The organism is Sphingobacterium sp. NGMCC 1.201703, from assembly GCF_047784615.1.
Taxonomy (GTDB): domain Bacteria; phylum Bacteroidota; class Bacteroidia; order Sphingobacteriales; family Sphingobacteriaceae; genus Sphingobacterium.
Genome location: NZ_JBLOHD010000002.1, coordinates 747,543 through 762,718 on the forward strand (window position 1 = coordinate 747,543; position 15,176 = coordinate 762,718).

Consider the following 15,176-nt stretch of genomic DNA (forward strand, 5'->3'; position numbering starts at 1 on the left):
AAAATAACCTTAAAATTACATTAAGAAATCCATTTTTAAGGATTTTGGCGCATTATTTGCCTCATACTTAACGAACCGCATTTTATAAACTTACTGTTTCCCAAAAAGAACAGTTATAATTCATTAAGCTATGACAAAGAATGAATTTGACAGCATGGTTATTGAGCAATCAGACTCACTAAAACTCTACGCCAGAAATTTTACCAGCGACTATGAAGATGCAAATGATCTTGTACAGGACACCATCCTCAAAGCCGTGACCTATTTTAAAAATTTCAAAGAAGGCACTAACCTAAAGGGATGGCTCTATACCATCATGAAAAACACGTTTATAAATAATTATAGACGGATTGTTAAAACCAACTCCTTCATCACTAAAGATGAAGACATCTCCAATTCAAATTTATTAATATCCGCTTCAAGCAACCAGGGAGAAAGCAAATTTGTCATGGAGGATATTCACGAGGCCCTAGCCAATCTTTCAGAAGAATACTATATCCCCTTTTCCCTCTACTTTGAAGGGTTTAAATACCATGAGATATCAGAACATTTAAACATTCCGATCGGAACAGTAAAGACAAGAATACATGTGGCCCGAAAATTAATGAAACGATCCCTGTCAGCTTATAAAGTAGCTTAGTTTTTTCTATCTTCGCATTCTTACAGATTGTGATGGAAAAAGAAAGATTACCTGAATACAGCAAGAGTCAGCTTGCATTGCGAAATGGCCAGGATAAACCGCAGGTATGGATTGCTTATAAAGGTTATATCTATGATGTCAGCGACAGTAGGCTTTGGAAAAATGGCATGCACTATGAACACTGGGCGGGACAGGATCTAACTGAGGAGCTTAAAGATGCTCCTCATTCAGACAGTGTATTTTCAAGATTTCCAGTAATCGGAACCCTGTATGTTAATCACAACTTATAGATTAAATTGAGAAAGGGCGACAAAAGCGTTAAGACGCTTCTGTATATCCTCCTCGGTAAGATCTACTAGCCGCTCTGTGCCAAATTTTTCCACGCAAAAAGAAGCCAGCGCAGACCCGAAGATCAAAGCATTCTTCATATTGGTAAAATTGATGGTTTTAACCTTGGCCAGATAACCGATAAAACCGCCAGCAAACGAATCCCCTGCTCCTGTAGGATCAAATACATCTGCTAAAGGTAATGCAGGAGCAGAAAAGATCTGATTTTCCCCAAAAAGCAATGCGCCATGCTCACCTTTTTTTATGATCAGGTATTTTGGTCCCATCGCCAAAATAACCTTTGCAGCTTTGACCAGTGAATACTCTCCGGACAACTGTCTGGCTTCAGCATCATTGATCGTCAGCACATCAACCTCCTTAAGTACTTTCTTTAAATCATCTAAGGCAACATTCATCCAGTAGTTCATTGTGTCAAGCACAACTAATTTTGGTTTCCGCTTTAAGCGCGCTAAAGTCGTTAGTTGCACCTGCGGGGTCAGATTTCCAAGCAGTAGATACTCACAGTCCTGATAACTGTCGGGAATAATCGGATCAAAATCTGCCAGTACATTTAAGTCAGTCGCTAACGTATCCCGGCTATTCATGTCGTTGTGATATCTTCCTGACCAGGAAAATGTTTGTCCGCCCTGCACAATCTGCACACCTGATACATCGATCCCGCGATCCTTTATAAGTTCAAGATTGCGGCTTCCAAAATCTTCGCCAACAACACTGACCAATTTGATCTGATCACATAAATAGGACGCCGCTAAACTCGCAAAAGTACCGGCACCACCTAGAATTTTGTCAGTTTTACCGAACGGTGTTTCTATGGTATCAAAAGCCACCGTACCAATAATTACTAAACTCATAGTTTTTTAATAAGCATGGTAAACAAAAAAACCGGCATAAAGCCGGTTTCAATATTGCTCCTGAAGCTGGGCTCGAACCAGCGACCCTCTGATTAACAGTCAGATGCTCTAACCTGCTGAGCTATTCAGGAATGTTTAACTTTCCGAGAAACTCCTTTCTCATTGAATGCACAAAAATAGCACATTTATATATTATTCGCAAATAATATTATTATTTGCTTTCTGCTCCTGAAGCTGGGCTCGAACCAGCGACCCTCTGATTAACAGTCAGATGCTCTAACCGGCTGAGCTATTCAGGAATGAAAAATTGAATACTTTAAAAACTCCGGTTATGTAAGTCTTTAATTGCTCCTGAAGCTGGGCTCGAACCAGCGACCCTCTGATTAACAGTCAGATGCTCTAACCTGCTGAGCTATTCAGGAATATTTTCTTCAATTTTTCCGGAGACCCTATCGCGTTTCCGTGATGCAAGTATCGGAAGATTATTAGAATACTACAAATTTTTTGAACACATTTTTTACAACTTCCTAAAATCCAATTAGAATAATTTATTTTCTCTTTTTCCAAATCATGCTCAAAAACCTCCTTTATGCAATTCAAACAGCGTAATTACTATTTACCACCGCCCAATTAACGACACCTTTACCCATTTCACCCAATGCATCAAATGCAAACGAGCCTTAGAGTAACACACCTTTGAGAATAAGGGTGGCCACTGTAAAATAGATTAAAAGACCGGTAACATCTACCAAGGTTGATACAAACGGTGCTGATGAGCTTGCTGGGTCAGCACCTAGTCGCTTCATCACAAAAGGAAGCATCGACCCCATAAGGGATCCCCAAAGGACAACACCGACCAGCGACAAAGAAATAACCAAGGCAACCAATACCCAATATTCACCATAACTATGGGCAAAGGATTGCCAGGCCATAATCCGCAAAAACCCCAGAGCACCCAAGATAAGCCCAAGCAACAGACCGGACAAAATCTCCCTGCGCATCACACGCCACCAATCCGAAAGCGTCACCTCCCCTAAAGCCATAGCCTGTATAATCAACGTCGAAGCCTGGGAACCACTATTGCCCCCACTGGAAATAATAACCGGCATTAAAGCAAACAACATAATCGCGCTCGCCATCTGCTCTTCAAAATGCTCGATAACAGTAGCGGTCAACAACTGTCCAAGAAATAAAACAATCAGCCAACCGGCCCGCTTCTTCACTAGGTTTTTAATGGATACGTCCAAATAAGGTTCATCCAAAGCCTCGGTTCCCCCTATACGTTGCATATCTTCCGTATACTCTTCATTGGCGACCCACAGGATATCATCGACCGTAATAATTCCGAGCATCACGCCCTGCCCATCGACAACCGGAAGCGCCACCCTATTGTTCATACGGAAAATATTAATTGCTTCCTCCTGCGGATCATAGGCATTCAAAGAAATCAAGCGGTGATCAATCAAGTCTCCCACGATTGTTTCGGGTTCCGCCATCAGCACATCTTTGATACGTATATCATCAATCAGCTTACCATTTGAGTCAATTACATATAGCACATCTATGGTCTCTGAATCCTTACCATAGCGACGGATATGCCCCAATATTCTTTCGATACTCCAATGCGCTTTTACTGTAATATAATCCGGGGTCATCAAGCGTCCGACACTGTCCTCGGGATACCCCAACAATGCCAGAGCTTCTACCCGATCTTTGGGCGGTAAGAGCAAAATTAAATGCTTAATATCGTCCTTCATTTCGGAGAAAAAAGAGGTCCGATCATCCGGAGGCAATTCGTTAATTAAAGCACTTATTTTAGCCTTGGAAAGTTTTTTGAAAATCCGATTTTGGGTAGGAAAATCCAGGATCCGGAAAACGTTTACAGCACGATTTAAATTTAAGGATTCGATAAAAAGTGGACCATGTTCTGGCAGTTCATCAATCAGCTCCTCCACCTCAGAAATATTCAATTCATTTAGAAATTCTTCCAGCCCAACAAGATCGCCATTCGCTATCAACTGTTCTATTTGACTTACCTGCATTTCCAGTTCTTCCATATCTTCCTTTCGATTTTAAAATCCTACATCGGTACAAAATTATATGTTACAAAAATCGCTTTTTTAAAGTAAATTCTGAATAAAAAAATAAATAATAAAAAGATATCAAAACGGTGCTGATATCTGACCTCCGCCAACAGACAAAACAATTTAACCTCCATCAGAATAAGACATTTTGTCACCTACAAACATCCCAGGAAGCAGCTCGGAATTTGGCCTGAGAAAAGAGCAGATTCATCCAAGTGAAAAGCGCCTCAGTCCAAAATTCATTTCTATACATTCAAACACAAAACAAGAATGATCTAAAAGTTCTGCGCTCTGGGCACAACATCTTCGTCCAGCCATATTCGTAAAATTTATACCCGCAAAAAATATCGAAATATTTTTTAGTCCCAACTATCTTATGGATGAATATTTAAGTATATTCGTCACATACTTTTCGCTAACTGAAAAATGAATTTAAAGCAGAAAAGAAGAGCATCAAAGTTGATTTTTAACCGTTATTATACAGCAAAAAAAGCAAAAACATAAATTCAATAAAAACATAAAAATCAATAAATTACACATAAAAACAAAAACATATAGTTTATATAATAACAAGATATTTAGCTAAAAAAAATAGCAAACTACAAATACACCTTAATAATGAAATATAAAAGCATATTTATCAATATATTACTATCATTAATATTAACAATACATTCAGAAAAAATTTTCGCGCAATTTTTTGAAGATAGCCAAGCCCCGCTCAGCCAAAAATGGTTCAAAATTGAGACCCCAAATTTTAAACTTATTTTTCCCGAAGAGATGAAGGGCGCAGCTCCTACCCTAGCAAATCAGGTCTACAATTCATTGCGTACAACCAGTAGAAATTATAAAATAACACCCCGACAAATTCCTTTCATTATACACAACACGAATCTACAGACTAACGGTTTTGTCCAATTGTCCCCTCGAAAATCTGAACTCTATAGTACTGCTGGAGCCGAACCCGACAACCAGACATGGCTACCAAACCTGATCCTCCATGAGTCAAGACATGTAAACCAGTTTGACAAATTGACAGGAAAATTACATGCTCCTTTTTTCGAACAATTAGCATTAGCTTACTACGGGCTAACAGTTCCCTCCTGGTTTTTTGAGGGTGATGCGACATTGACTGAAACCATTTATTCCAATGGAGGAAGAGGCCGATTACCTTCTTTTGAAATGCCGATAAAAGCCAATTTCCTGTCTCAACAGAAATACAGTTTCAATAAATACCTGCTTGGATCCTTTAAAGATATTGTCCCCAGTTACTACACCATCGGCTATCTCATGACATCGACATTAAAGGCTGAACTACCCTCAAACTATGAAGCGGATTTATTTTCCGAACTCAATAAACGTCCGCTCTATCCTTATAATATCAACCGTGTACTGAAGAAAAAAATTGGGGGAAATAGTAACGATTTGTTCCATAAAGCAATCGCAAAATTGGATACCATATGGAAAGAAAAAACAGCAGATTACTTAGCTCAAAATTACGTCGAAATTTCTGCTCAAAACAACCGCTATTACAACAGTAATCTATTGCCAAAATCGAGCGGTAATTTGATTTATTTTATTAAGGAAAACCCAGAAAAAACAAATGCAATATATACATACGACAACGACAAAAAAACGGAATCACAACTTTTAAAAACTGGCATCCAGTTGACACCACATTTCGATATCAACAGCGAATATATTGTATGGGATGAGCTCCGAAAAGATCCTCGATATAACAAGAGAACTTATAGCATCATCAATTTAATGAACCTGAAAACAGGAAAAATTAAAGGCCTTACGAAGCAGTCCAGATATTATTCACCCGTATTTAGCCCCGTAGACGAATCCATTGCCTGTATCGAAGTAGATTTATCCAACACGAGCTATCTTACGCTCATAAGCCTTAAAAACGGCTCTGTGATCAAACGGATAAAAGTAGCGGGATCCGAGCAGCTTCAGCACCCGGCATTTAATACCGAAGGCGACAAAGTAATTGCAATCCGGCTATCAGAAATGGGAACAGCGCTCTGTGAAATTGACCTCAAAAATGACGAAATCACTAACCTGACCTCATGGGGAAACCAGCAATACGAACGACCTCAATACCTTTCAGGTATGGATATCCTTGTAAAAGCAAACTTCAATGGTATCGATAACATTTATAAGATAAACCGTCAATCAGGAACAAAACAGCTGCTTACGAAAGCCCAATTCGGTGCTTTTAACCCTTTTTATGATAAAACGACAGAGCGACTACTTTTTAACAACTACCAGTATAATGGTTATAAAATCAGTGAGACAAATTTGGACACAGTCTTTGATATCAAGCCGGAGACGGATTATTTTTCTCATTATTATGCCAATACATTACAAAAAGACAGCATATTCAATATTGCCGCCATAGCACCGGACTCCAGCCAGCAGTACAGCATCACACCTTACAAAGGGCTGGAACGGACATTTAACTTCCACAGCCTTTCACTAAGCAGTAGTAACTTTGAAAGTTTCGACAATTTCAAACCTGGTATCTTCTGGCTTTCAAATAACATCTTAAACACCACCCAGATTGCCCTTGGTTACGAGTATGATACAGATATCAGGAAAGGAATTTATTCAGCCGAGCTAACGTATAATAAATATTTTCCAAAATTCTCATTACGTTATGAAAACAGAGGTCAGATCGCAGCAGCAACATTCCCCAACAGACCCGACAGCAGCATTCGATTCGATTGGCGGGAACATTACGTATCCTCGCAGATTTCCATTCCATTGTCTTTTTATAAGCTTGATTACAACTATTCCGTGGGATTCAATTTTGCAACAGCCTATCTGAAACGCTACAACCTGAGTCGCAATGACCTCCGAAACTTCAATTATGAGACTGCATTTCCATTGACCTACCAACTTTATTTCAACCGAAATGCCCGTATGGCAAAGATGGATCAATACCCGAGATGGGGACAGAATTTTAGCATAACCTATAGACATACTCCTTTTGAAAATAAGGCCAAAGGGGAAATTCTATCTGCACGAACATTGTTCTATTTTCCGGGATTCGCAAATAACCATGGATTTCAGATCCGCTTAAGCGCTCAGGCCGGAACAGGTATCTATGAATACATCAACGACATTCCGCTGGTCAGTGGATTCAGTTACTATAAATATGAGAAAGTAAAAAACACATTGCTGATCAACTATAGATTTCCTATTGCCTATCCTGATTTGGGAGTAGGGTCATTAGCTTATATAAAACGGATAAAAGGCGGTCTATTTGCAGATTATCAGAATATTCACAAACATAAAGAAGCTGCTCCAAAGAGTTTTGGAACATACCTTTCATTTGATTTCAATGCCTTCAGATATCCGCTCCCCGATTTTGAGTTTGTTGTAAAAGGAACATATATCAACGATCACACGGCAACACAGCGTATCGTTCCGACAGTAAGTCTAAATTATACTTATTAAGGATGGATAGCCCAATTAAAATTAGCTGCTAAGGCATAATGATCCGACAGCGGCAGGCCCCTGACATTGGTAAATAGGTTATTTTCTATATTATAATCACGCGCAGCCAAACTTAGGCGACTATTGCTACGGTAGAGGATTTTATCTATTGACTCATGCTGATTGCCAATAGATAACATATGCGGCGGCTTAAATACATGCTTCGCTTCGGGCACAAGCCCACCGTTCTGGAGTTCAACCCAGCTATCTACCAATGTGGTTGACACCATAAAATCATGAAGATTATCATCACCGAAACTATAATGCGCATTAAAGTCCCCCATGACAATCAGTGCATTTTCGCTGGAATGCTCACCGATATAATCACGCAACTGGTTAAGATTATCCCTTCTAGCACTTGAGGCGCGTCTATTGTTCTGCGCATTCGCATGTACATTATAGACATCCAACCATATGCCGGCAACTATTTCTACTTTAACCAAAGTAAAACCTTTTGGTGTTAAAAAATCGGCTCCGGTACGTCTTTTCCAGGGAACGCGCACAACATCCGACATCGGAAAACGGGATAAGGTATTTAAGCCGTCCCCAAAAGGCACCCGTCCCTTGGGCTTAGTGCGATAAGGATGTTGGTTACCACCAAAATAAAGGCTATTGTTATAATTGAAATCCTCCTGAACATTCACGATATCAAAAGGATTGATCTTTTTACCTATTTCAGCTATACTCCTGCTTCTACCCGTAATCGCAGAAGAAATAAACCCCGGCAACCCCGCTACATTATAGGTCAATACCGAAAAAAAACCTGAACTATCGCTATCTTTTTTGTAATTCGCATCCATCAATAAAACCTATATAATCATCTTAGGATAAATTTAAGAAATACCGTAAATACTCGCCAAGGCTGTACAGTTATTTAACAGATAATTGATTTAAATCTGACATTAGCAGAGAAAACTGCTCCTTGACAGCCAAAGTCCTCTTTTTATAAAGCATTGACACACCGTTAAACTACACATTCCACCAATAAAAAACTATTCCCAATGTATTTATTTATAAGGAACACATCCCCCTCATTCGCTCCCCCCCTATACAATGAGGAGTGACAAAAGGTTCCGGCCAATCAATAAACTGAGCTTAGTAAGCTTCTAATGAAATTATGCAAGCCGATTAAAAACACCTGCAAAAAAAAGGGATAACTCAACGTTATCCCCTTCCTATGTTATTTTAAATACTTAGTCTTCAAGCGCTTTTACACCGGGAAGAACTTTACCTTCCATATATTCCAATAACGCGCCACCACCAGTACTCACGTAACTCACATCTTCGGTCATACCAAATTTACTTACCGCAGCAGCTGAGTCCCCACCTCCTATTAAGGAAAATGCACCATTTTTGGTCGCCTCTACCACAGCATCAGCCACAGCTTTCGTACCTTTTGCAAAGGTATCAAACTCAAAAACTCCCATAGGGCCATTCCAAAGAACTGTTTTTGAATCCTTGATAATAGTCGCAAAATTCGCAGCAGACTCCTTACCGATATCCAAGCCTTGGAGATCCGCAGGTATCTGATCATTTGGACCGTCATACACATTAGCATCGTTAGAAAATGCATCAGCAATTTGAGCATCTGTAGGGATAACCAAATTGACACCTTTTTCTTTCGCTTTTTTCACCAATTCATTTGCCAAGTCCAGTTTATCCATCTCGACTAATGACTGACCAATTTCGCCACCCCTTGCTTTAATGAAAGTGTAGGCCATGCCCCCACCGATCAACAAGTTATCTACTTTATCCAATAAAGCCTCGATCAACTGGATTTTATCAGAAACTTTTGCTCCACCCATAATCGCTGTAAACGGCCTAACGGGGTTATTCAAAACTTTCTCTGCATTTCCAACCTCAGCAGCCATTAAATAACCGCTATATTTAGCCGTTGGGAAGAACTGCGCGATAATCGCCGTTGATGCATGGGCCCTATGTGCAGTACCAAAAGCATCATTCACATAGACATCACCTAATTTTGAAAGCTTTTCAGCAAATCCCACATCCCCTTTTTCCTCCTCTTGATAAAAACGTAGGTTCTCAAGTAATAATACTTGGCCAGCCTGCAATGCCGCAGCTTTCTCCACAGCTTCATTTCCAATACAATCATTGGCAAATTGAACTTCCGCACCTAATACATCAGCAAGGTGAGAAACAATATGTTTTAATGAATACTTATCAGTAGGACCATCTTTTGGTCTTCCTAAATGGGACATCAATATCACACTTCCGCCGTCATTCAAAATTTTCTTTATTGTCGGAGCAGCTCCCTGAATACGATTATCATCCGTAATATTGAAATTCTCATCCAAAGGAACGTTGAAATCTACGCGAACCAAGGCTTTTTTACCTGCAAAATTTAAATCGTCTACTGTTTTCATTATGTAACTTTAATGTTTTAGGATCTGTCGTTTGCCAAACGAACAGCTAAATATAGAAAAAAGGCATTTATTTTCATCAAATAAATGCCTTTTTATCGGATTAAATTATCATTAATGGATTTCAACAGCATAAGGTAACCTAGCCTGTACCCCACTCTGTGCTGTCGCCTGCCTTATTACCTCGAAATAACGATAGTATTCTCCCATTTGTTCTTTGGCCACCCAAGCCTGAACTTTTTCCTTCGAATTGTTCAATATCGAAGTGAATGGGTCTTCCTTTGCTGGATATTGAGCAACTTTATACTTATTTAGGTTTGCTTTTTTAGCCGCAGCCTGAATAGCGGCATCAAGATTACCCAAACGATCCACCAACTTATTGCTTACGCCCTGTGTACCTGTCCAGACACGGCCTTGACCAATGCTATCAACATTCGCTACCGGCATCTTTCTGCCCTCAGACACAACTTTTGTAAATGTAGCGTATACTTTATCCACTTCTCGCTGGATAATATCTCTTTCTTCTGCTGTCAAAGGGCGATCAAAAGTCGTCATCAGATCCGCAAATTTCCCAGTTTTCACACCATCATAGTGAACACCGATTTTATTGTTCATTAGATTCTGAAAATTCGGTATTACACCAAATACACCGATTGATCCCGTAATTGTCGTTGGCTCCGCAAATATAGAGTCTGCGGCAGCAGCAATATAATATCCCCCCGACGCGGCAACATCTCCCATCGAAACCATAACAGGTTTAACTTTCTTGGTTAAAATGACCTCTCGCCAGATCACATCTGATGCAAGCGCCGAGCCTCCAGGAGAGTTCACACGCAGCACGACTGCCTTTACAGCATCATCCTCCCGCAACTTTCTGAGCTCCCTTGAAAACTTATCACCTCCGATCTCACCCGGGCGTGTCCCCTCACCATCCACGATCTCGCCGACAGCATAAAGAACCGCTACTTCAGATCCACTCGCATCTTCTTTTACCTTCTTATTATAGTCCAATAGGGAGACAAAGGATATTTCATCCTTAACACCTATTTTCAATCTCTTTCTGAGATCAGAAAGCAATTCATCCTTATATATCTTCGCATCAGCAAGTTTATACCGCACCGCATCATCCGCATTCCGCACCAGATAACCATTGGCTATACCACGCAAAGAATCCGCAGGAATATTCCGGCTCGCGGATATTTCATTAATGAAAGTGTCATATATACTACCCAAATAAGAAGTTACCTGCAAGCGGTTTGGATCACTCATCTTATTTAGGAAATAAGGCTCCACAGCGCTTTTAAACGTCCCCACCTTCACAATCTGCATTTCAACGCCAACTTTATCCAATAGATCCTTGTAAAACATGGTTGAACTCGCAAGTCCTCTAAAATCAATGGTTCCCTGTGGATTGACATACACCTTATCCGCAATACTCGCGACATAATATGCTTTTTGATTGTATCCCGCATTGTAGGCAACGACAAATTTCCCTGTTTTTTTAAATGCCAACAGTTCATCCCGTACAGCTTTCAGACTTGCAAAACCAGTACCGATGCTGCCCGCATCTATATAAATTCCCTTAATATTACCGTCAGAGGCCGCATACCTTATTCTCCCCAGAATATCATCCAACCCGATGCTCTTTGTAGAATAACCGGGCAGATTTAAGCTCCCAAAAGGATTATTGTCATTCCGTTCATTGATATCATAGTCAAAGGAGAGGAATAACACCGAATTACTTTTGACAACTACCTCCTGATCGGAGGAAGCCGAACTGATAAGCGCTCCGATAATTCCCATAAAAACAATAAACAGAATCACAAAAGATATCACAATCCCTGTGATCGTAGCCAATACATACTTAAAAAATGATTTCATATTTTACAATTAATTCCAAACCATACAGGCTTGCAAATGGAATGATTTATTTTACACTAAAGGTAATGCAATATTTTTTATTCCTCCAGTATTTTATTTCATAAAGACGTAATTTAGCAATATGAATAAGATTTTTATATTATTGGGAACCAATCTAGGAGAACGTCTGCAACAGCTCGCTAAGGCAAGAAAAAAACTTGAACAACAGGTCGGAATCATCTTGCAGGAATCCTCAATTTATGAAACGGCAGCTTGGGGAGTTGAAGACCAACCAGCATTTCTTAACCAGGTTATCCTAATAAGCTCGCCTTTATCTGCATGTGAATGCTTGAATCTTACCCAACAGATTGAATTGGATCTGGGTAGAATACGGCTAAAAAAATGGGGAGAAAGGGCCATAGACATTGATTTACTCTATTTCAACGACGAAATTATCAACGATCCAAATCTAACTATACCACACCCCTTTATCTCAGAAAGACGTTTTACCATGGAGCCCTTAGCAGAGATAGCCCCAACATACATACACCCTGTTTACAAAAAAAATAACGTATCTTTATTGTATAATTGCAAGGACGAATTACCCGTAAAGAAAATTAGCAACGATGAATCATATCGACATTGACCTGATCAGCCAAAATATGTTTGACAATACAGACTTGATCAAACAGTTTGTATCCATGTATCTTATACAGACCCCGGTTGACTTAGATAAATTGCAAAATGCCCTAAATGTTGGAGATCATCAAAAAATTGCAGATGCTGCCCATCACATCAAACCTACGATGGACTATATCGGGGCATTTCATTTAAAAGCCAAATTTGAAGAATTGGAAATGAATGCCAAAAATCAGGAATCGCTAGAGGGGCTCAGGGCAGCTTTTCAGGTGCTGAACATTGAAATGAAGGAATTATTATTTGAACTCGAACAATACGAAAAAACGATCTAAACCAGATCGTTTTTTTTATTGAAATGCAATGCCGACAGTATAAAATACAAAAGTAGAATCACTGGCAAAGCCATAAATTGCCCGATTATAAATAAGATTAGGGTTAAAAACAGAAAGATAAAGCGATATTTATTTGTCGCCCAGTCCATTGAACTGAATTTCATCGAAAACAGCCGAATCTCACTAATCAACAGGTAGCTGGTCAAGAGTGCGCTACAAATCAAAAAGATTGGATTTATAATAAGTTCGGGATACCTATCAGCGATATAGGGCAATGAAAGCACATAAAAGGTATTCATTGGCGTATTGAGTCCAATAAAATCTGAGGTTTGTCGTTCGTCCAAATTAAATTTAGCCAAACGTAAGGCCGAAAACACGGTAACAATAAACCCGATATAAGGCAGCAAGGAACCACCAGGAAATGCCTTTTGTAACAACGTAAACATAATGACACCTGGTAAAAATCCAAAACTGACCATATCCGCCAGTGAATCCAATTCCTTACCGATAGATGATTTTACATGAAGCAGTCTTGCGACCATACCATCAAAAAAATCAAATATTCCAGAAGCTAGTACACATATCGTAACAGCTTTTATGTCGCCATTCAACGCCATCAGTACAGCAATACAACCACTAAAAAGATTTAGGCAGGTCAGCAGATTTGGAATATGTTTTTTCATCAATAATCTATTTATATACGTATTGCAATTTTTAACCTGGCTCCAATGTTTAAGTTAGCAGTTTAATATCGCATCAATATGAATATTTCGAAGTTGAGCTATACCCAACTTATCGAACACAAAAAAGCCATCATTTTAGTAAAATGATGGCTAAAATATTAAAATTTGATGGGATTACCCATTCATACTGATCAAAAATTCTTCATTTGATTTAGTACCACGCATTTGTCCTTGCAGGAATTCCATTGCTTCCGTAGAATTCATATCTGACAAGTGATTGCGAAGCACCCAAATACGTTGCAATGTTTCTTTATCTGTCAATAGATCATCGCGGCGTGTACTAGACGCAGTAATGTCAATAGCAGGGAAGATACGTTTGTTCGCCAATTTACGATCCAACTGCAATTCCATATTACCTGTTCCTTTAAATTCTTCAAAGATCACCTCATCCATTTTAGAACCTGTATCTGTTAAAGCTGTTGCAAGGATTGTCAATGAACCACCGTTTTCGATATTTCTAGCCGCACCGAAGAAACGTTTTGGTTTATGTAGGGCGTTGGCATCCACACCACCTGATAAGATTTTACCAGAAGCCGGCGCAACAGTATTGTAAGCACGTGCCAAACGCGTGATTGAATCTAATAGGATAACCACATCATGACCACACTCTACCATACGCTTAGCTTTCTCCAGTACGATATTAGCGATCTTTACATGACGATCAGCAGGCTCATCAAATGTAGATGAAACAACTTCTGCACGTACGCTTCTAGCCATATCTGTTACCTCCTCAGGACGCTCATCAATCAATAAGATGATAAGGTAAACTTCAGGATGATTCTTTGCGATCGCGTTAGCAACTTCCTTCAGTAAATTTGTCTTACCGGTCTTTGGTTGCGCAACGATCAATCCGCGTTGTCCTTTACCGATAGGTGTAAACAAATCCATGATACGAGTCGAGTAATTACCCATACCCATATCTAAATTTAAGCGCTCATCGGGAAATAATGGCGTCAAGTAGTCAAAAGGAACACGGTCACGCACTTCTGCAGGGTTCTGTCCGTTGATAGCTTCTACCCTAACCAATGGAAAATATTTTTCACCTTCTTTTGGTGGGCGGATACAACCACGAACCGTATCTCCTGTTTTCAAACCAAATAATTTGATCTGAGATTGTGATACGTAAATATCATCTGGAGAGGTCAAATAATTATAATCTGATGAACGCAAGAAACCATAACCATCTGGCATAATTTCTAATACACCTTCATTAACGATAACATTATCGAAATCTGTACTGGAAGAAGTAGTTTCAGCTTTAGGAGTTTGAGATGTTTTTTCAGGTTGGGAACCTTTATCTGTTGTTGGCGTATTTTCTGCCGCAGGAATGCTTTCTTCGCTTTCAGCAGCTTCACGTTTTCTTACCGTCACAGGCTCAGCCGTCTTCACTGTTCTTACGCGCTTACGGGTACGTTCACCCTGTTCCTGACTATCCTCCTCCACTTTAGCAACTTTTTCTACAGAAGCCGGAGCTGCTTCTTCTTCCCCACCGGTATTGCTAATTCTTTCTATTAATTCTTGCTTACGCAATTTATCAGCATCCGCGATACCGATCAACTTAGCAATCTCGCGCAATTCTGATACGAGTTTAGCGTTTAATTCGTTAATATCCATTAATGTGTTGTGTATGATTTTTGGATTTTCTTTTGAGCTTTATTCTGATTACACACCTAAGCTTGTTTCCTTGTTTAAGTGAATGAAGAACTTTATGATTTCTTTTAAACCCGAAGTGGATTAAATCTTGAGAACCTAGACAAAGAAAAAAACAAATTTTGTTATTTCAAAATATTT

12 protein-coding genes and 3 tRNA genes are annotated in these 15,176 nt (G+C 39.5%); 5 read left to right on the forward strand and 10 right to left on the reverse strand.

Features of this window, described 5'->3' with window-relative positions:
• The first annotated feature begins 130 nt into the window (after positions 1–130).
• A complete protein-coding gene (locus ACK8HY_RS08400; protein ID WP_077432474.1) occupies positions 131–640 on the forward strand; it encodes an RNA polymerase sigma factor in 510 nt (169 codons plus the stop codon).
• Between the two features lie 32 nt (positions 641–672).
• A complete protein-coding gene (locus ACK8HY_RS08405) occupies positions 673–930 on the forward strand; it encodes a cytochrome b5 domain-containing protein (RefSeq protein WP_416133350.1) in 258 nt (85 codons plus the stop codon).
• On the opposite strand, the gene ACK8HY_RS08410 is transcribed toward ACK8HY_RS08405, so the two are convergent.
• From ACK8HY_RS08410 to mgtE, 5 genes are all read right to left on the reverse strand, one after another.
• Positions 925–1,839 (reverse strand): PfkB family carbohydrate kinase, encoded by a 915-nt coding sequence (locus tag ACK8HY_RS08410; protein ID WP_416133351.1) that lies wholly within the window; start codon positions 1,837–1,839, stop codon positions 925–927. The genes ACK8HY_RS08405 and ACK8HY_RS08410 overlap by 6 nt on opposite strands.
• A 57-nt stretch (positions 1,840–1,896) precedes the next feature.
• Positions 1,897–1,970, reverse strand: a tRNA-Asn gene (locus ACK8HY_RS08415).
• Positions 1,971–2,064: 94 nt separating this feature from the next.
• Positions 2,065–2,138, reverse strand: a tRNA-Asn gene (locus ACK8HY_RS08420).
• A 49-nt stretch (positions 2,139–2,187) separates the two neighbouring features.
• Positions 2,188–2,261 (reverse strand) — tRNA-Asn (locus ACK8HY_RS08425).
• Between the two features lie 258 nt (positions 2,262–2,519).
• Positions 2,520–3,896, reverse strand: coding sequence for a magnesium transporter (gene mgtE / locus ACK8HY_RS08430; protein ID WP_416133352.1), 1,377 nt, complete (start codon positions 3,894–3,896; stop codon positions 2,520–2,522).
• Positions 3,897–4,541: 645 nt separating this feature from the next.
• On the opposite strand from mgtE, the gene ACK8HY_RS08435 reads away from it, so the two are divergent.
• Positions 4,542–7,391 carry a hypothetical protein gene (locus ACK8HY_RS08435; RefSeq protein WP_416133353.1) on the forward strand — a complete coding sequence of 950 codons (2,850 nt, stop codon included), beginning with the start codon at positions 4,542–4,544 and terminating at the stop codon, positions 7,389–7,391.
• Here the strand turns inward: ACK8HY_RS08435 and ACK8HY_RS08440 are convergent.
• The 3 genes from ACK8HY_RS08440 to sppA form a co-directional block, all read right to left on the reverse strand.
• The gene (locus ACK8HY_RS08440; RefSeq protein WP_416133354.1) at positions 7,388–8,230 is read right to left on the reverse strand and encodes an endonuclease/exonuclease/phosphatase family protein; all 843 of its coding nucleotides are present in this window, start codon (positions 8,228–8,230) and stop codon (positions 7,388–7,390) included. The two genes, ACK8HY_RS08435 and ACK8HY_RS08440, sit on opposite strands and share 4 nt — an antisense overlap.
• Positions 8,231–8,623: 393 nt before the next feature.
• On the reverse strand, positions 8,624–9,814 hold the full coding sequence (locus ACK8HY_RS08445) for a phosphoglycerate kinase (protein WP_416133355.1): 1,191 nt from the start codon (positions 9,812–9,814) through the stop codon (positions 8,624–8,626).
• Between the two features lie 111 nt (positions 9,815–9,925).
• Positions 9,926–11,692 carry a signal peptide peptidase SppA gene (gene sppA, locus ACK8HY_RS08450; protein ID WP_416133356.1) on the reverse strand — a complete coding sequence of 589 codons (1,767 nt, stop codon included), beginning with the start codon at positions 11,690–11,692 and terminating at the stop codon, positions 9,926–9,928.
• A gap of 121 nt (positions 11,693–11,813) precedes the next feature.
• Here sppA and folK point away from each other — a divergent pair, with 121 nt between their 5' ends.
• Together folK and ACK8HY_RS08460 are read left to right on the forward strand one after the other, a co-directional pair.
• Complete coding sequence (folK, locus tag ACK8HY_RS08455; RefSeq protein ID WP_416133357.1) at positions 11,814–12,317, forward strand: 2-amino-4-hydroxy-6-hydroxymethyldihydropteridine diphosphokinase; 504 nt, start codon at positions 11,814–11,816, stop codon at positions 12,315–12,317.
• Positions 12,298–12,642, forward strand: coding sequence for an Hpt domain-containing protein (locus tag ACK8HY_RS08460; RefSeq protein WP_077432465.1), 345 nt, complete (start codon positions 12,298–12,300; stop codon positions 12,640–12,642). Before folK ends, ACK8HY_RS08460 begins: the two co-directional genes overlap by 20 nt.
• On the opposite strand, the gene pssA is transcribed toward ACK8HY_RS08460, so the two are convergent.
• Together pssA and rho are read right to left on the reverse strand one after the other, a co-directional pair.
• Positions 12,639–13,325, reverse strand: a complete 687-nt coding sequence (gene pssA / locus ACK8HY_RS08465) for a CDP-diacylglycerol--serine O-phosphatidyltransferase (RefSeq protein ID WP_416133358.1) — start codon at positions 13,323–13,325, stop codon at positions 12,639–12,641. The two genes, ACK8HY_RS08460 and pssA, sit on opposite strands and share 4 nt — an antisense overlap.
• A gap of 174 nt (positions 13,326–13,499) precedes the next feature.
• Complete coding sequence (gene rho / locus ACK8HY_RS08470) at positions 13,500–14,999, reverse strand: transcription termination factor Rho (RefSeq protein WP_416133359.1); 1,500 nt, start codon at positions 14,997–14,999, stop codon at positions 13,500–13,502.
• Positions 15,000–15,176: the final 177 nt, after the last annotated feature.

What these genes read in the sequence shown, in the direction of transcription:
- ACK8HY_RS08400 (WP_077432474.1), top strand. Translation starts at nt 131, where the DNA reads ATGACAAAGAATGAATTTGACAGCATGGTTATTGAGCAATCAGACTCA.
- ACK8HY_RS08405 (WP_416133350.1), top strand. Translation starts at nt 673, where the DNA reads ATGGAAAAAGAAAGATTACCTGAATACAGCAAGAGTCAGCTTGCATTG.
- ACK8HY_RS08410 (WP_416133351.1), bottom strand. Translation starts at nt 1,839, where the DNA reads ATGAGTTTAGTAATTATTGGTACGGTGGCTTTTGATACCATAGAAACA.
- mgtE (WP_416133352.1), bottom strand. Translation starts at nt 3,896, where the DNA reads ATGGAAGAACTGGAAATGCAGGTAAGTCAAATAGAACAGTTGATAGCG.
- ACK8HY_RS08435 (WP_416133353.1), top strand. Translation starts at nt 4,542, where the DNA reads ATGAAATATAAAAGCATATTTATCAATATATTACTATCATTAATATTA.
- ACK8HY_RS08440 (WP_416133354.1), bottom strand. Translation starts at nt 8,230, where the DNA reads ATGGATGCGAATTACAAAAAAGATAGCGATAGTTCAGGTTTTTTTTCG.
- ACK8HY_RS08445 (WP_416133355.1), bottom strand. Translation starts at nt 9,814, where the DNA reads ATGAAAACAGTAGACGATTTAAATTTTGCAGGTAAAAAAGCCTTGGTT.
- sppA (WP_416133356.1), bottom strand. Translation starts at nt 11,692, where the DNA reads ATGAAATCATTTTTTAAGTATGTATTGGCTACGATCACAGGGATTGTG.
- folK (WP_416133357.1), top strand. Translation starts at nt 11,814, where the DNA reads ATGAATAAGATTTTTATATTATTGGGAACCAATCTAGGAGAACGTCTG.
- ACK8HY_RS08460 (WP_077432465.1), top strand. Translation starts at nt 12,298, where the DNA reads ATGAATCATATCGACATTGACCTGATCAGCCAAAATATGTTTGACAAT.
- pssA (WP_416133358.1), bottom strand. Translation starts at nt 13,325, where the DNA reads ATGAAAAAACATATTCCAAATCTGCTGACCTGCCTAAATCTTTTTAGT.
- rho (WP_416133359.1), bottom strand. Translation starts at nt 14,999, where the DNA reads ATGGATATTAACGAATTAAACGCTAAACTCGTATCAGAATTGCGCGAG.